This is a genomic window from Rhodococcus sp. YL-1 (genome assembly GCF_001942025.1).
GTDB lineage: Bacteria > Actinomycetota > Actinomycetes > Mycobacteriales > Mycobacteriaceae > Rhodococcus_F > Rhodococcus_F qingshengii.
Map to the genome: position 1 here is coordinate 1,636,181 of NZ_CP017299.1, position 16,388 is coordinate 1,652,568.

Below are 16,388 nucleotides of genomic sequence, written 5' to 3' on the forward strand. Positions count from 1 at the left end.
TAATAAAGGCGCACAGGGGGTTACCCCATGTGGACTGCACCCTCGGCGGGCAGATCACCCTTCTTGGCGCGGACCAGAACCAGCACTACCGGTGCGATGATCGCCAACAGGATTGCCGCCCAACCGAATGCGGCCGAGTATCCGGATACCTCGGCGCCGAAGAAGTAGTCCGTCATCGAGGCGACGAAGTCCTGCACCGGCTGGGGGAGTAGCGCCAATTGGTCACCAGTCGGGATGGTCGCGTTCGACATGTCGACAGGAATGCCTTCCGGCGGGATCGGCGCCGCGTTGTCGGCGGTGAAGGCCGACTTTGCCGAAGCGTAGATCGTGGTGAACAGTGCGGTTCCGAGTGCGCCGCCGATCTGCAGGGTGGCGTTGACCAGGGCACTGGCAGCGCCGGCGTCGTGGTCGGGGACACCGATCAGTGCGAGGTTCTGCATCGGCACCATCAGCAGACCGAGTCCGAAGCCGAAGATCGCGAGGCCGGGGAACACGTGCGTCCAGTAGGAGCTGTGTACCTCGATCTGGGTCAGCATGAGCAGTCCTACTGCTGCCACCAGCGGGCCGGCGACCATGAGCGGCTTGGGGCCGATCTTGGTGGACAACTGCGCTGCGATGGTCGACGCCAAGACGATGAAGAACGCCATCGGCAGCGATCCGACGCCGGCCATGACCGGGCTGAATCCGAGCACGATCTGCAGGTAGAACGTCAGGTACAACGTGCCGCCGAGCAGGGCGGCGCCCACCAGCATGGAGCCGATCAGAGCAGCGCCGCGATCGCGATGCCACGGAACGCTCAGCGGTAGAAGCGGATTCTTGCTGCGGCTCTCGACGACCACGAAGATCGCGAGGAAGACCAGGCCCAGTGCGATGAACAGCAAAGTGTCCGCCTGACCCCAGCCGTGCTCGGCGCGTGTGAATCCGTAGACCAGTGAGCCGAGCCCCAGGGCGATGAGGACAGCGCCGGGAAGGTCGTAGCTCGTGTCGCCGTGCGCTTTGGTTTCCTTGACGATCGGGACGGCCGCAGCGATGGCGATCAGCGCGATCGGGATGTTGACGAGCAGGCACCAGCGCCAGTCGACGTACTGCGTCAGCACTCCACCGAGGAGAAGGCCGATAGCAGCGCCACCGCCGGAGATCGCGCCGTAGACGGCAAAAGCCTTGGCGCGCTCCTTCTCTCCGATGAAGGTGGTGGTGAGCATCGACAGCGCGGCGGGCGCGAGCAGTGCTGCGAAGACGCCCTGGCCGGCGCGGGCGATGAACAGTTCGATACCGCTCTGCGCGATGCCGCCGATGCCGGAGGCAACCGCGAAGCCCGCCATGCCGACGATGAAGGAGCGCTTGCGGCCCCAGTAGTCGGCGATACGTCCGCCGAGGAGCAGCAGCGCACCGAACGCCAAGGCGTACGACGTGACCACCCACGCGCGGTCAAGGTCGCTGATGCCCAGTTCTTCCTGGGCTGCCGGTAGGGCGATGGAAACGATGGTGCCGTCGAGCACCACCATGAGTTGAGCGAACGCGACGATGCAGAGCACCAGCCAGCGACGTTGATGATTCGGATTCTCGGAGACAGCCGGGATCGGTGGCAGAGTGCCGCCGTCGACGTGGGACGTGGTGGTCATTGGAAAAAGGTATTCCAGCCTTCTCGGGTGAGTCAAACGAAATAGTTCGTTCGGTTACCATCATCACTATGGCTCCCACTGACGTGACCGCGACGAAACAGCGAATCCTCGACGCTGCGCAAGAAGAATTCGGCACCTACGGGCTTGCCGGTGCGCGCATCGATCGGATTGCGAAGAACGGAAACGCCAGTAAGGAGCGCCTCTACGCCTATTTCGGTGACAAGGTCGCGTTGTTCCACGCGGTGCTCGACGTCGACTTCGAGCAGGCGATGGAATCCGTCGAGTTCACCGGTGAAGACATGCCCGCGCATGCCGTCGAACTGTTCGACGCAATGCTCGGCAAACCACAGATTCAACGGATGATGATCTGGGGTCAATTGCAGGGTGAGGCACCACGGATGAAGAAGTTGGCCGAGGAACATTCCAGCTGGGTTCCGCGAATGGCCACGATTCGCAAGGCTCAAGAAGACGGCCTCATCTCGAAGCACTGGGACCCCCAGGACCTGATCACGATGCTGTTCGGCCTCGTGTTCGGCTGGGTGGTGACCCCCGGTGTGGCCGACAACCAGAACGTCGACGCCGACGAGATCGCGCGCCGCCGTGAAGTGGTGCGCGAGGCCGTCACTCGAATCTGCAAGCCGTGACTGTCAGCGAGAGAGGTACGCGGCCCAACCGCCGTAGTCGGTGATGTCAGCTGCGCCGTTTACGGCGTCATGAGTGCAGCTGAAACCGACTGTCGTTCTGCCGTCGGATAACTCGACGCTCGTGAGCGCCATCGGTGCAGGCAAGGCGGCGAGGAATGTTCCCAGCCCGGCCGGTGAGATTCGGAAGATCTCGCCGACGACCGGTGCGCCGAGTCCAGGGCCACGGCGTACCAGGCCGGGCTTCGGTGGCGTCGTGTCGAGAGCGAAGAGCCGGTAGGCATCCGAGGTCGTGACGGTTTCGACGTACCGCGCGCCGAGGTCGACCAACTGTGTGTTGAGGGGTTGCCCGCGCAGGTGAGCGCCGAATACTGCGAGGTCGATTCCGGTATCGACGAGGGTGGGTGAAGGCACACCACCGAGTCGCGCAGCGAGGTCGATGGCGATCTGGTCGTCGAAAGCGGGTACGACGAACATGACGCCGAACGGGTGATCTTCGGCAGTGCGGTGTCCGGGCGCCGCGACGGCCGCCATGTCGAGCAGGTTGCAGAAGTTGGTGAAAGTTCCCATCCGGCGGTTGATTCCGAACGGATCCTCGGTCACGGCGGCAATCGTCGGGTGTTCGGTGGTGGTGGGAAGCAGTAGGGCGTCGAACCCGGCGAGGAGTTCCCGGGCGGCAGCCTTGGCGCGGGTGAGAGCATCGAGATCGTCGACTAGCTGGTATCCGGTGGGGTGCTTCGCACCGAGCACGATGTCGGACACCGCGGGATCTGCTCCGGCAGGACGAGTTTCGAGGAACTCGCCGGCAGCGGCGTATCGCTGCGCCACCACGGCGCCGTCGTAGAGCAATCGGGCCGCGTCGAGCAGTCCGGATATGTCGACGGTCTCGGTCTCGGCGCCGCCGGCTACCAGAGCTGTCACAGTGTCCTGAAATGCTGCTGTATACGACGGGCTCAGTTGAGCGAGATCCTCGATTCGGGGGACGGCGACGCGGGGATTCGGCGCCGCCGCGAGACGAACGTCGGAAGGCCAGACGCGGCTGCGGGGATCCCTAGGTTCGTGGCCGATCATGATTGCCGCTGCCGCGGTTGCCGATTCGAGGTCGTCGGCAAATACCGTCAGAGCGTCGTAGTCGACGCAGGCGGGCACTACTCCGTGGGCGGGGATGACGCCGAGCGAGAGCTTGAGTCCGTAGATCCCGTGGAACGCTGCCGGCACCCGGCCCGAACCGGCAGTGTCGGTGCCGATTCCGATGTCTGCAATTCCCAGCGCGACAGCGACGGCGGATCCGGAGCTACTACCGCCCGAGATCAACTCTTCGTCCCAGGCGCAGCGAACGGCTCCGTACGGACTGCGCGTTCCGACCAGTCCGGTGGCGAACTGGTCCAGATTGGTCTTCCCCAGAACAACAGCCCCGTGCTCGATCAACCGCGCAACGGCACTGGCGGTTTCGTCCGGCGAATACGCGAATTCGGGGCACGCCGCTGTGGTCGGCAGACCGGCGACGTCGACGTTGTCCTTGACGGCGACCAGACGCCCAGCCAGAGGAAGATGCTCGCCCGTGGCGATTCTGGCTTCGACCGAAGCGGCATCGGCAAGCACATCTTCCCTGCGGCGCAACGTGATCCAGACTTCGGGGCGATCTACTTCCTCGATCCGCTGGAATGCCTGCTCGACCCGGGCTGTCGGGGTGAAAACTTCTGCTGCGATGGTCATGGTGTGTACTGCTCCGATCAGTCCGTGATGTTGGCGAGTGAGAGCGCGGTGATCGCGCGGGTCACCCGGTCGAGGACGACGTCGAGAGACTCGCCGATGTGCTGGTGCAAAAGCGTGCGGGCCTCGGGCAGATTGCCGGCACGTAGTTCTTCGAGGATTCGAATGTGCTCCGCGATCGAGGTGTCGATGCGGCCGTTGACCATGAAGTCGTACATCCGAACGTGCCGGATACGGGAATTCACCGACAGCAGCGACGCGACCAGTTCATTGTTTCCCGACGCCCTCAGTACGGCGACGTGGAATTCCTCGTCCAGTTCGACGAACCCCGGTTCCTGAGCGGGCGGATCGAGAGCCAGGGCACGCCACCGCACCAATTCGTCGTCGAGGATTGTTCGGTCGTGCCGGATCGTCGGATCTGCGATCGCCCGGGTAATTCCTTGTAGTTCCAGCGTGATTCGGAGTTCATACAGATCTCGGATCCGCGGGATACTCGGGCGCACGGCGGAGAACCCGTACTCTTCCCGGCGCAGGAGTCCATCGGCGCACAGCATCGTCAACGCTTCCCGTACTGGTGTGCGAGAAATGCCGAAACGCGTGGAGAGTTTCGGTTCCGTCAGGCGCTGATCGAACCTGATAGTCCCGTTGACCAGTTCGGTGCGTAGTTCCCGGTAGACCACCTCACGCAGTGGCTCCGGCGCCGTATTCATCCCTGTCGACATACCTGTATACGCTATTGATCAGGTGTTTCGTCCAGATGTCTTCGGGTTAGAGCTGAGTTACGGCCTCCGCGGAACTTCAGGAGAAGTCGCGCTGAACCCGCAAGGTTCCGATCGTGGTGGCCAGGCCGTCGTACTGGGTGACCAACAAGGTGAATTCGATCAACCGACGATCGTCGAGATGCTGCGAGAGCGTTCCCCACGTGTCGTCGGTGACGTCCTTGGTGGTGACCAACTCGTCGACCGCAGTCAAGATCGCACGGTGACGCGGACTCAACTCGGAAGCGCCAGGGCCCTCGATGATTCGGGCCAGTTCTTCTGCGTCGATTCCGGCTTTGCGGCCGAGCCTGATGTGGTGATCCATCTCGTAACCGCAGTCCCGCAGGTGCGCGACCCGCAGGATGATCAGTTCGGTGTCGTGGCGAGAGATCTTGCCGCCGGGCATGAGTGAGCCGGAGTAGTGCAGCCAACCGCGGAAGAGTCCGCCCGTGCGCCCCAAGGTGCTGAACAGATGCGCATCGGGTGCTCCGGCAGCCTTCGACAGGACACGCCAGATTCCCCAGTTGATCGGACCGAGGTCCTTGAATCGGCCGGGCGGGATGCGGGGGTTCATGCGACTCCACGGATGTGAGAGGGACGGAGGTCGATAGCTCGTTGCGCGATGTGGCGAACCGCGGCGCTGCGGCGTGGCGCGTGTACGCGTGACTTCCGGCCGACGATACCGCGCTCGAACGCGTCGACGGCGTCAGCGACGGTCGTGGTGCCGGCGCTGGCGAGGGTTCCGCGTGCTCCGTCGAACGACAGTGCGGTGGTATCGGTGTCGATGTCGCCGATATACGCGACGCCCACCTTGGTGCCGAGGTGTTTCATTTCCAAGCGCAACGCGTCACCCAAGGCTTCGACGCCGGCGCGCGAAGCACCGAACGGTCCGCGAAACGGATGCTTGGCGGCGCCGTGAGCCGAGGCGACCACCAGGGCGTAACCGTTTTCGTGACTGATGTGCGGACCGGCTGCGCGCAGGGTGTAGTACGTGCCCATGAGGTTGACTTCGACGGCGCGGCGCATGTCCGCAGGGTCGCCGCCGAGGATCGACGAGTTCGCCTCGACACCGGCATTGGCGACGACGACGTCGATGCCTCCCAGCTTCTGAGCGATGTAGTCGACGCCGCGAGATACCTGCTCGAGGTCGGCGACGTCGCACAACTGCCACGGCGCGCGGCCGCAGGAAGTGGCGACTTGCTCGAGAAGTTCCGGCTCGAGGCCGAGCAGTCCCACGGACGCACCACGGTCGTACAGGCGTCTGGCCAGCGAAGAACCGATATTGCGGGCAGCGCCGGTGATCAGGATGCGCCGACCCGTCAGGTCGTCCGCACTACTCTTGGCCGATTCGGCCTTGCCCGCCTCGCTCTTGCCCATTGCTGTGTCCCTACGCAGTGACCTTCTGGTCCTCCGACGCTAACACCGCCGGGTAGCTGCGACTGCAAGTACCGCCAACTCCGTCCGAACGGGTGTTCAGACCGATGCGGCTTCGAGACGCGGATGTGACGAGGAAGCCTGGGTCGACCGCAATCGACGGAATCGGACCACGGCAACGACGGCGGCAACAGCGGCGAGGATCACCAACGGCAGCGACGGACCCATCGTGGGTTCGATGACAACCAGTAGCACCGGCAGTCCGAATCCGAGATAGGTGCCGACGTAGAAGATCCCGGTCAGGGCGCCCCGCGAGGCGGGGGGAGCCAGCGACTCGAGGTCGAGCAGTCCCTCGCGTAGACACAGTCCGTAGGCCGTACCGAGGACGAGCGCGCAGACGATGAACAACCCGAGCGCGGGGTGCGCGCCGCCGACGGCGACCAGGCAGTATCCGAGCGCCGCCAGTGCGGCGCCGACCGTGCCGGCCTGAGGACCCCAATTGCGATGGCGCGCAGCGGTTTGAACCAGGATTCCAGCACCCAGAGTCAGCGCCGCCGCGAAACCCGGAAGGAGAGGACCTGAGTAGCGGTCCCCGAGCCTGGCCGTCATGGTCACGAAAGACACTGTTGCGCTGGCGAACACCCATGGCGCCAACGGAAGTGCCCAGAGCAGTGCGACCTTCACACCGGTTCCCGACCGCTCTGCGCGGTCGGGAATCTGTGTGAACATTGCAGCTTTGGTGGGAGCAGGTGTACGACTCCACACAGCTGCCGCGGTAACCGAACCCACCGACAAGACGGCCGAGACGACAAAGGGCGTAGCGAGTGGGAAGGCGGCAAATTGTGCCAACAGACCCGAAAATAGTGGTCCCAGTGCAAAACCCGAGGTGAGTACTACGCCCGCCATCACGGTTCCGGACTTGCCGCGAAGGTCAGCCGCCCACGCGGTGCCGGCGCCGATTGCCAGACCGGCACCGATACCGACAACGAGGCGCCCGACCATGAGCCCGGGCGCGTCGTGCCAGAGAAGAAGAATCAAGGTTCCGAGCGAGGCTATGAGCGCTCCGGGCAGGACGACTACAGCTCGGCCGACGCGATCCGACAGTGCTCCACCGGTTAACAGGCCGGGTAGGAGTCCGAGCGCGTAGATACCGAAAACACCGTCGAGCACGGTATGCGAAAGACCCTCGTCCACCCGGAGAACCGGGATGAGCGAAGCAAAGTGGTTGGCGGCCCAACCCGTCGAAAGTAGAACTGCCAGTACCGAGATGAACCCGCGACGGGATGGATCGCCCATACCGGCAGCTTAGGCGGGTACCAGATCGCTCACGTCGGCGAGGAGTTCGAACGTGCGCAACCAAGCCTCGCGGTTGGTGCCGGTCGACACCGTGATCAGCTCGTCGGCCTGTGCATGCTCGGTGAACTCGTCGAGGTAGGCGCGGACCTCCGTGGGCGTGCCGATGGCGCTGTACTTGGTCATCTGCAGAACCTGCTGACCCGCGGGGGAGTCGAGCAGCATGTCCGCTTCGTCGTCCGTGAACTTGCGTCCGCGTCCGAGAAGAAGGCTGACGCGCGAACGCTTGGCCGCGAGGAAGTCCTGCTGAGCCTGCTCATGGGTGTCGGCGGCGATGACGTTGACGCCCGCGATGACGTACGGCTCCGCCAACTGCTCCGACGGCTTGAACTCGCGTCGATAGATCGCGACGGCGTCGCGCAGGGCGTTGGGGGCGAAGTGCGAGGCAAATGCATACGGCAGGCCGAGCATCGCGGCGAGCTTGGCTCCGAACAGTGACGATCCGAGAATGTAGAGCGGAACGTGAGTGCCCTTACCGGGAACGGCATTGATTCCGGGGACGCGCGAAGTGTCGCCGAGGTAGCCCTGAAGCTCGAGTACGTCCTGCGGGAAGCTGTCCGAGGAACTCGGGTCGCGTCGCAAAGCCTGCATGGTCTTCTGATCACTACCGGGCGCGCGACCGAGACCGAGATCGATGCGACCCGGGTGCAGAGTCTCGAGGGTGCCGAACTGCTCGGCGATCGTCAGCGGCGCGTGGTTGGGCAGCATGATTCCACCGGCGCCGAGGCGGATTTTGCTGGTGTGCGCGGCGACGTGGCTGATCAGAACGCTGGTGGCCGAAGACGCGATGGAACCCATGTTGTGGTGCTCGGCATACCAGATTCGCTTGTAACCCCACTCCTCGGCGCGCTGCGCCAAGGTCACGCTGGCGTCGAAGCTGTCTTTGGCGGTTTCGTTGTCGCCGATGTGGGCGAGATCGAGGATGGAAAGTGGGACGGCCATGAATGTGGTGCCTTTCTCAGCGAATAGAACGCAAGCGTCGTTGTGAGGTGCAACCGCTGTGAGTCCATTCCTATTTCCGAGAGCCTTCCCACGCTGAGCAAGTGCGATTTTCGGAGGGGCGGTGACTCCCGCTCGATCAGTTCCGCACAGCGTTGGCCATGGCGGCCAACGAGAGGGCCTGACGAGCACGGTCGAGGACAACCGCACGAGAGATGTCGATGTGCGACACCAGTGCCTCGTGTGCTTGCGGAATCTTGCCGTCCAGAACCAGCTCGACGACGGCGATATGTTCCTCCACGGTGGCCTTCATACGGTCGGGAGTCAGGTAGTCGAACATCCGCACGGGGCGCAGCTTCGAGTTGACGGCCTGAAGAGCGTCGACCAACGCGTGGTTTCCGGACGAGGCGAGGAGCGCGATGTGGAACTCCTCGTCGAGCGTCACGAAACCGGCGTCCGGTACCGGCATCTGTTTGAGAAATGCGTACCACTTGTCGAGTTCGGAACCGAGCGCGTCTCGATCATGAGCGGGGGCCTCACCGTCGAGTACCCGCCGAAGTCCGTGTACCTCGAGGAGTATGCGCAGCTCGTAGAGGCCACCCAACTCGTCGAGGTGCGGTCGGTACGGAAAGAGGCCGTGTTCGTCGCGCTCGACCAGCCCGTCGGATTCCAACTTCGCGAGCGCTTCGCGCACCGGTGTTCGCGAGACACCGTAGAGATGGGCCAGGCGTTCCTCGCCCAGTCGTTCCGAGGGCGCGATCTGACCGGACATCAGATCGTTTCGGATCGACCGGTAAACCTGTTCGCGCAGCGGCGGCCGCACACTCATGTCAGATTGCCATCGCTCGACGAACCGCCTCGGTGGACGTGGTGCCGCCCTCACCGGTCGAGGTCACGTGTCCGGCCGCGAGAATGCTGTAATGCTGAGCAGATTGGAGCGCGAAACCGATGTGCTGCTCTACGAGGAGGACACCGAGATCGCCGCGCTCGGTGAGTTCCATGACGGTTCTTTCGATTTCGGCGACCACGTTGGGCTGAATGCCCTCGGTTGGTTCGTCCAGAATGAGGATCTTGGGCTCGGTGATCAGGGCGCGAGCGATGGCAAGCTGTTGTCGCTGCCCACCGGAGAGAAGTCCCGCGCGACGGTCGAGGAGCGTGGTGAGTGCGGGAAACAGATCCAATGCCTCTGCGATGAGTGCCTTTCCGCGTTTGCGCCCGTCGGCGACCACCCGAAGATTCTCGGCAGTTGTCAGTTGTCCGAACGACTGCTGACCCTGGGGTACGTAGGCAAGTCCGCGAGCGACGCGGGCGCTCGGCCGTAGACCGGTGATGTCTTCACCGTTCAGAAGTACCTTTCCCCGTGTAGGTTTGATCAGACCGACGGCGGCGCGCAGCAAGGTGGTTTTACCCGCACCGTTGTGACCCATGACTGCCGCAACTCCGTCGCTGGGAACCAGCAGGGATACGCCGTGGATCACTTCGGTGCGTCCGTAGCCGGCGCGGATGTCGACGAGCTCGAGCATGATTCAGTCCTCCGGGGTCGGTTCGGTGTCGGCGCCGAGATCGGTTCCGGCAGCGGCTGTGCCGAGGTAGACCTCTTGCACCTTGGGGTCGGCTTGGACCTCCGCCACAGTTCCTTCGGCAAGCACTTTCCCAGCGGCGAGCACTGTGACGGACGTGGCGAAGGATCGCATGAAGTCCATGTCGTGCTCGACTACGACGACGGTTCGCGCACCGCCGATGCGCCGCAGAAGGTTCCCGGTCTCCTCGCGCTCCTCGAGGCTCATGCCTGCGACGGGCTCGTCGAGCAGGAGCACGGAACAGTTCTGTACCAACAACATTCCGATTTCGAGCCACTGCTTCTGTCCGTGCGCCAGAATGCCTGCGGCGGTGTCCCTGAGGTGCTCCAACCCGGTTGTCTCCAGCGCCTCTTCGATCTCGGGAAGCACACCTTTGCGCCTTCGGAGCAGGTTCCACGCCGAGCGACCGGCTCCCGCCGCGATGTCGAGATTCTGCAGCACCGAGAGTTCTTCGAAGACGCTTGCCGTCTGGAAGGTTCGCCCGACGCCGAGGCGGGCGATCTTGTGAACCTTCTTGCCGAGCAGTTGCTCGCCGGACTTAGTGATGGAACCCGTCGCGGGAACGAGTCCGGTGATGGCGTCGACCAACGTTGTCTTTCCAGCCCCGTTCGGGCCGATGAGAAACCTCAGGTCGCCCTGCATGAGGGTCAAGTCGACGCCGTCGACGGCCTTGAAGCCGTCGAAGCTGACCGAAAGATTCCGTACTTCGAGGTACTCGGACGACATTCCGGCGTTGCCGCCCAGTGCCGGTGTGGGTTCGCTGGTGGCGGTTGTGTTGGTCATGACGACACCTCCACTGGTTCGGGTTGGGAGACCTTGACCGGTGGGTCGGCCGGGGTCTCACGCTTCTTGCGGTGGCGCATCAGGGCGAACAATCCGGCCACACCTGCCGGGAAGAATCCGACCACGACGATGAACATCAGCCCTTGCGCGTAGATCCATCCCGAAGGGAGTTTCTCCGAGAATGTCGACTGTGCCCATGCGACGCCGATCGCACCGAGTACCGGACCGAGAAGCGTTGCGCGGCCGCCGATCGCGACCCCGATGAGGAAAGCGATGGACGGGACGATCCCGACGTCGGCGGGGGAAATGATGCCCACGATCGGAACGAACAGCGCGCCGGCGATACCGGCGAGGAACGCCGCGGTCACGTAGGCGACCAGTTTGATGTTCGCCGGATCGTATCCGAGGAAACGTACGCGCTCCTCTTGATCGCGGACGGCGACGAGGAGTTCGCCGTATCGGGAGTTCATCAGCTGGCGAATCAGAGCGACCGATGCGAGAAGAACTCCGGCGGCGATGAAGAACAACATCTGCTTGTTCGCCGGATCGTTGAGGTTGAAACCGAAGAACGTGCGAAAGCGGTTGAGGCCGTTGCTGCCACCGATCGACTGCTGGCCGATCAAGAGGATCGCGAAAGCCGCGGCGAGTGCTTGCGAGAGGATCGCGAAGTACGCGCCCTTGACTCTCCGCTTGAACACACCGAGTCCGAGGAGAAAGGCAACAGCGGCCGGCAGGAAAAGTATGGCGAAGATCGCCACGAATGGCGAGGCGAACGGTTGCCAGTATCCCGGCAGTTCGGTCTTGCCGGCGATGGACATGAAGTCCGGGACCGCGTCGCCCTTGAGTTCTGCATCGGCGATCTTGAGGTGCATCGCCATCACGTATGCGCCGATTCCGAAGAAGACGCCCTGGCCGAGCGTGAGCATTCCGCCTCTGCCCCAAGCCAAACCGATACCGACAGCGACTATGGCGAAGCACAGGAATTTGGCCAACAGTGACAGCCTGAAGTCCGAGAGCACAGCCGGAGCGACGGCGAACAGCACGATCGCGGCAAGTGCAAAACCGCCCCACACCCGAATTCGGGAATTGTTCAGGATGCTCATACGAGGCTCCTCGTCTTGACTGCGAACAGGCCCTGCGGCCGAACTTGAAGGAAGACGACGATGATGACGAACACGATCACCTTCGCGATCGACGCCGTCGTCGAGTACTCGATGAACGAGTTCAAGATGCCGAGGGCGAAGGCTGCGATCACGGCTCCCTTCATCTGACCGAGACCGCCGACGACAACAACCAGGAAGGCGTCGATCAGATAGGACTGGCCGATGGTCGGGCTGGTGGAACCGATGAGCGTCAACGCGACACCCGCGACGCCGGCGAGCCCGGAACCGAGGAAGAAGGTCGTGATGTCCGTACGACGAGAGGAGATTCCGCTCGTCTCGGCCAGATCGCGATTCTGGACGACGGCCCGGATGCGTCTACCCATCGACGACTGCTTCAGTGCGACCGAAAGTGCGATCACCGCTGCGATCGCCAACACCAGAATGAAGATGCGGGTTTTCGGCACCACGGCGCCGAAAATATCGACCCCGCCCGAAAGCCAGCTCGGCGCCGAAACATTGACTGCCGGCGCGCCGAAGATGTCGCGCGCCAACTGCTGAAGGATCAATCCGACGCCGAATGTCACCAACAGCGTGTCGAGGGGTCGGTGGTACATCCGCGATACCAGGACCACTTCGAGCACGACACCCATCAGTCCGCCGACGACGAAACCGACGAGCAGAGAAATGATCAACGATCCCGTTGCATTCGAGATCACCTGCTGCACTACGTATGCGGTGTACGAGCCGGCCATGATGAACTCGCCGTGTGCCATGTTGATGACACCCATCTGCCCGAACGTGAGAGACAACCCCAACGCTGCCAACAGGAGAATCGATCCGATACTCAAACCCGTGAACAACTGCCCGATCACAACATCCATGACAGACGCTCCACCTCTCTACTCGTCGATTCCGTCAATTCCGCCTTTTGTCGATCAGCTACCGAGCCCCTCAGCCCAGGGGTAGTTCTTCAGGTACGGATCCGGCTCGATCGGCTGTCCCGAATCCCAGACCGTGTAGATCAGTCCGTCGGAACGGATTTCGCCGATCCGGGCAGTCTTGGTGATGTGGTGGTTGTCGCCGTCGATGGTGACGAGTCCTTCGGGCGCCTGGAAGGTCACACCGTCGGCGTTGTCCTGAATATCCTTGACCGCAAACGAGTTGGCCTTCTCGACGGTGTTCTTCCAGAGGTAGACGGAGGTGTATGCCGCTTCCATCGGATCGGACGTGGGCTTGTCCTGGCCGAACTTTGCCTTGTACGCCGCGACGAACTTCTTGTTCTCGGGGGAGTCGATGGTCTGGTAGTAGTTCCACGCCGTCAGCTGGCCTTCGACGTTCTGGACTCCGATACCACCGACCTCTTCCTCCGCAATGGAGACGGAGACGACGGGCATGTCGGCGGGCTTCAGGCCGACATTCGAGTATTCACGGAAGAATGCAACGTTGGAATCGCCGTTGAGTGTGTTGAACACGGCATCGGCGTCGGCTGTGCGGACCTTGTTCACGATGGTGGAGAAGTCGGTCGAACCCAGAGGCGTGTAATCCTCGCCCTTGATCTCGATGCCGTTCGCTGCCGCGTACGCCTTGATGATGCGGTTGGCGGTCTGCGGGAACACGTAGTCGCTGCCGACCAGATACAGCGACTTGACGCCCTTCTCCTTCAGGTAATCCAGAGCCGGGATGATCTGCTGGTTGGTCGTTGCGCCCGTGTAGAAGATGTTCTTCGAATCTTCCAGTCCCTCGTACTGGACCGGGTAGTAGAGCAAAGAGTTGTTGTCCTCGAACACGGGCAGCATGGCCTTGCGGCTCGAGGAGGTCCAGCCACCGAAAACTGCTGCGACGCAATCGCTGCTGATCAGTTTCTCGGCCTTCTCGGCGAACACTGTCGGCTCCGACGCGCCGTCCTCTGCCACGATCTGGATCTTCTTACCCAGTACACCGCCGGAATCGTTGATCTCCTGCACCGCCAACGAGATGGAGTCGCGGACCGTCACTTCACTGATGGCCATGGTGCCCGAGAGTGAATTCAGGGAACCGACCTTGATCGTGTCCCCCGAGGTGTCGACGCACGACGTAGCCGTCGAATCTCCCGATGCGGTGTCTGTTGCCTTGCTTCCGCAGCCGGTGAGAACCAAGCCCAGCGCGGCGAGAGCGGCCGGCGCGGCAAGGGTGCGCTTCGAGAAGGTTCGCATGTACGGGCCTTTCGTGTCGATGGCTCTGGCAGACAATGGCTCTGACAGATCTGTATCCGGAGTGCGTATACAACGCTGTATTCGTCGAGTGCACAGAGTAGGTGGAAGTTGTTGCGGTGGAATGACTGTCGGTGACAAGTGTGTGTCCGGTGTTTCGATTGGGTGTCCAGGACCTCACACCGCAGGTCAGCGAGGGTGCGGTGTTAGCATCGACGAGAAATTGATCAAGCACTCGCTTGACGATCGGAACGTCGGAAGGATCTTCTCGTGCGCTCGACCCGACGGGACGAAATACTCGCTCATGCGGCCAAGCTGTTCAGTGAGCGGGGGATCGCCGCGACGACGGTGCGAGACATCGCCGACGAAGTCGGGATCCTCTCCGGCAGCCTCTATCACTACTTCGACTCCAAGGATGCGATAGCCAACGAGATCGTCGTCCGGTTCCTCGAAGATCTCAACGTCCGGTACGAGGACTCGATCGAACCGGAAGGTTCGGCTCGAAATCGCCTGGCCACGATGGTGTCGGTCTCTTTTGCCTCGGCGGTGGATCACCCGTATGCCACGGAGGTCTATCAGGGAGAAGCCATACTTTCGTCGCAACCGGCGGACGCGCCCATCACCATCCTGGTTCAGAAGGCACACAGCTACTGGCGATCGGCTATCGCTCGCGGAATTGCCGACGCGGAGTTTCGGGAAGACATCGATCCCGAACAGTTTCACCGTCTCCTGCGTGAATCCGTCTGGTCCACCGTCGCGCAGTATCGCCCGCAGCTTTCCGAATTGGCCGAAGATCTGCAGCGCAATCTGATTTCGGTTTTCCTGGACGGCTTTGCCGCACGTTCCGTCGACGGCGAGCCGGTGGCACGCATTGCGCGGCGCACGGCGAAGAAGGAAGCGCAGACCGAATCTCCCGACTCGGACCTTGCCGAACTCCGCTCTGATGTCGACGAATTGAAGTCCGTCATTCGCGAACTCAGCTCGTCGATCCGGCAGCTGCAGAAGCCGTAACACCGCAGTTCCTGCGCGTGTAGTTCGGATTTTGACTATCAGTGTGACCCAGTGCATACTTCTGTCCACACTCGTAAATCAAGCGCTTGTTTGATTTACCAAGCACAGTTTGGACGGGAGTTCGATGTGAGACTCGGAAAGGCGATCGCCGTCTGCGCGGCAGTGGTCCTCGGGGCGAGCGCGTGCGCATCTGCCGGTGTCATTCCCGAAGACACCATCGTCATCGGTTTGGACGAGGACTCCACCGGGCCCGGTGCGTCGTACAGCACGATCGCCGGCAAGACGGTGCGGATGACCGTCGACCTGATCAACCAGGCGGGCGGAATCAACGGTAAGCAAGTCGAATTGGTTGTCGAGAACGACGAGAGCAGTCCCACCAAAACCCCGTCGATCATTCGGAAGTTGGTCGATCACGGGTCCAGTGCGGTCATCCTCGCCACGGGCAGCGGGTCGGTGCTGCAGGCCAAGTCGATTCTCCAGCAGTCGAAGATTCCTGCGATAGCTCCGGTCGTTCTCAGCGACGCCTTTGCCTCGGCGCCCGACAACGACTTCTCGTTCATGATTCCGAACTCGTTGAAGCAGTACGCCCAGGTGTACTGCGGGGCTTTCGAGAAGATGGGGTACAAGTCCCTGGGAATTCTCGGTGACGCGAGTGCGTCCATCGACGGAATCATCAAGACCCTGCGGCCGGCGCTCGAGAAGTGCGCGAGAGTGACGGGCGTCGAAAAGGCGCCGGTCGATGCCGCGGACATCACCGCACAGGTCTCACGTCTCGCGGAAACCGAACCGGACGCGATTCTGGTCGCCAGTATCGGCGGGCACTTCGAAATCCTCGCGCACAACACCTTGTCGAAGGTCACCCCGCAGACGCAACGCTTCTCACTCGCTTCCATCGGAAACCAGCCCGCATCTTGGGCTTTGGCGGACCCGAAGGCGTTGAGCGGCATGGTGTACATGGGCTCGCTCAGTGAGAACAACCCGAGAACCGCCGAACTGCGTCGCAAGGTGCAGGCGGTGAAGGGGCCTGATTATCAACTGACCGCCTACGACGCACAGGCGTACGACGCCGTCATGATGTTGGCCGAGGCAATCGAAATTGCCGGCGACCACCGAGATCGGACGGCCGTTCGTGATGCTCTTCAACAGGTTTCGGCACTTCCCGCCAGCTTCGGCCAGGACGGATTGACACTGTCGTTCTCCTCGCAGGATCACCTGGCTCCGGACAGCCTCTGCGGCCTGGTACTCGTCGAATTCGGTGAGGACAACAAGCCTGCCCGTCCGTGGGATTCCTACCAGCCCCCGTGCGGATAACCGAGGAGCAT

General features: G+C 62.5%; 16 protein-coding genes. 3 read left to right on the forward strand and 13 right to left on the reverse strand.

Annotated features, from left to right (window positions below; translation table 11 throughout):
- Positions 1-20 precede the first annotated feature (20 nt).
- Complete coding sequence (locus BH682_RS07690; protein WP_003941517.1) at positions 21-1,622, reverse strand: MFS transporter; 1,602 nt, start codon at positions 1,620-1,622, stop codon at positions 21-23.
- A 68-nt stretch (positions 1,623-1,690) separates the two neighbouring features.
- Between BH682_RS07690 and BH682_RS07695 the strand changes: the two genes are divergently transcribed.
- Complete coding sequence (locus BH682_RS07695; protein WP_075832600.1) at positions 1,691-2,266, forward strand: TetR family transcriptional regulator; 576 nt, start codon at positions 1,691-1,693, stop codon at positions 2,264-2,266.
- 3 nt (positions 2,267-2,269) lie between these two features.
- Here the strand turns inward: BH682_RS07695 and atzF are convergent, their stop codons facing one another.
- The 12 genes from atzF to urtA form a co-directional block, all read right to left on the reverse strand.
- A complete protein-coding gene (gene atzF / locus BH682_RS07700) occupies positions 2,270-3,979 on the reverse strand; it encodes an allophanate hydrolase (protein WP_075832602.1) in 1,710 nt (569 codons plus the stop codon).
- A 17-nt stretch (positions 3,980-3,996) separates the two neighbouring features.
- Positions 3,997-4,698 (reverse strand): GntR family transcriptional regulator, encoded by a 702-nt coding sequence (locus BH682_RS07705; RefSeq protein ID WP_075832604.1) that lies wholly within the window; start codon positions 4,696-4,698, stop codon positions 3,997-3,999.
- Positions 4,699-4,774: 76 nt separating this feature from the next.
- Complete coding sequence (locus tag BH682_RS07710) at positions 4,775-5,308, reverse strand: carboxymuconolactone decarboxylase family protein (protein WP_003941526.1); 534 nt, start codon at positions 5,306-5,308, stop codon at positions 4,775-4,777.
- On the reverse strand, positions 5,305-6,111 hold the full coding sequence (locus BH682_RS07715; RefSeq protein ID WP_075832606.1) for an SDR family NAD(P)-dependent oxidoreductase: 807 nt from the start codon (positions 6,109-6,111) through the stop codon (positions 5,305-5,307). The genes BH682_RS07710 and BH682_RS07715 overlap by 4 nt, the downstream gene beginning before the upstream one ends.
- Before the next feature lie 96 nt (positions 6,112-6,207).
- Positions 6,208-7,404, reverse strand: a complete 1,197-nt coding sequence (locus BH682_RS07720; RefSeq protein ID WP_075832608.1) for an MFS transporter — start codon at positions 7,402-7,404, stop codon at positions 6,208-6,210.
- Positions 7,405-7,413: 9 nt separating this feature from the next.
- Complete coding sequence (locus BH682_RS07725; protein WP_039973481.1) at positions 7,414-8,403, reverse strand: LLM class flavin-dependent oxidoreductase; 990 nt, start codon at positions 8,401-8,403, stop codon at positions 7,414-7,416.
- 136 nt (positions 8,404-8,539) lie between these two features.
- Positions 8,540-9,229, reverse strand: a complete 690-nt coding sequence (locus BH682_RS07730) for a GntR family transcriptional regulator (protein WP_042923309.1) — start codon at positions 9,227-9,229, stop codon at positions 8,540-8,542.
- A 1-nt stretch (position 9,230) separates the two neighbouring features.
- Positions 9,231-9,923, reverse strand: a complete 693-nt coding sequence (gene urtE, locus BH682_RS07735; protein ID WP_003941544.1) for an urea ABC transporter ATP-binding subunit UrtE — start codon at positions 9,921-9,923, stop codon at positions 9,231-9,233.
- Positions 9,924-9,926: 3 nt separating this feature from the next.
- Positions 9,927-10,763: an urea ABC transporter ATP-binding protein UrtD gene (urtD, locus tag BH682_RS07740; RefSeq protein WP_007735393.1), complete on the reverse strand. Its 837-nt coding sequence runs from the start codon at positions 10,761-10,763 to the stop codon at positions 9,927-9,929.
- The gene (gene urtC / locus BH682_RS07745) at positions 10,760-11,866 is read right to left on the reverse strand and encodes an urea ABC transporter permease subunit UrtC (RefSeq protein WP_007735392.1); all 1,107 of its coding nucleotides are present in this window, start codon (positions 11,864-11,866) and stop codon (positions 10,760-10,762) included. Before urtC ends, urtD begins: the two co-directional genes overlap by 4 nt.
- Positions 11,863-12,747: an urea ABC transporter permease subunit UrtB gene (urtB, locus tag BH682_RS07750; protein WP_003941514.1), complete on the reverse strand. Its 885-nt coding sequence runs from the start codon at positions 12,745-12,747 to the stop codon at positions 11,863-11,865. The genes urtC and urtB overlap by 4 nt, the downstream gene beginning before the upstream one ends.
- Positions 12,748-12,801: 54 nt before the next feature.
- Entirely contained in the window at positions 12,802-14,058 is a 1,257-nt protein-coding gene (urtA, locus tag BH682_RS07755) for an urea ABC transporter substrate-binding protein (protein ID WP_007735391.1), read from the reverse strand.
- Positions 14,059-14,325: 267 nt separating this feature from the next.
- On the opposite strand from urtA, the gene BH682_RS07760 reads away from it, so the two are divergent.
- Together BH682_RS07760 and BH682_RS07765 are read left to right on the forward strand one after the other, a co-directional pair.
- A complete protein-coding gene (locus BH682_RS07760) occupies positions 14,326-15,066 on the forward strand; it encodes a TetR/AcrR family transcriptional regulator (RefSeq protein ID WP_003941474.1) in 741 nt (246 codons plus the stop codon).
- Between the two features lie 126 nt (positions 15,067-15,192).
- On the forward strand, positions 15,193-16,377 hold the full coding sequence (locus BH682_RS07765; protein WP_064074216.1) for an ABC transporter substrate-binding protein: 1,185 nt from the start codon (positions 15,193-15,195) through the stop codon (positions 16,375-16,377).
- The last annotated feature ends 11 nt before the right edge of the window (positions 16,378-16,388 follow it).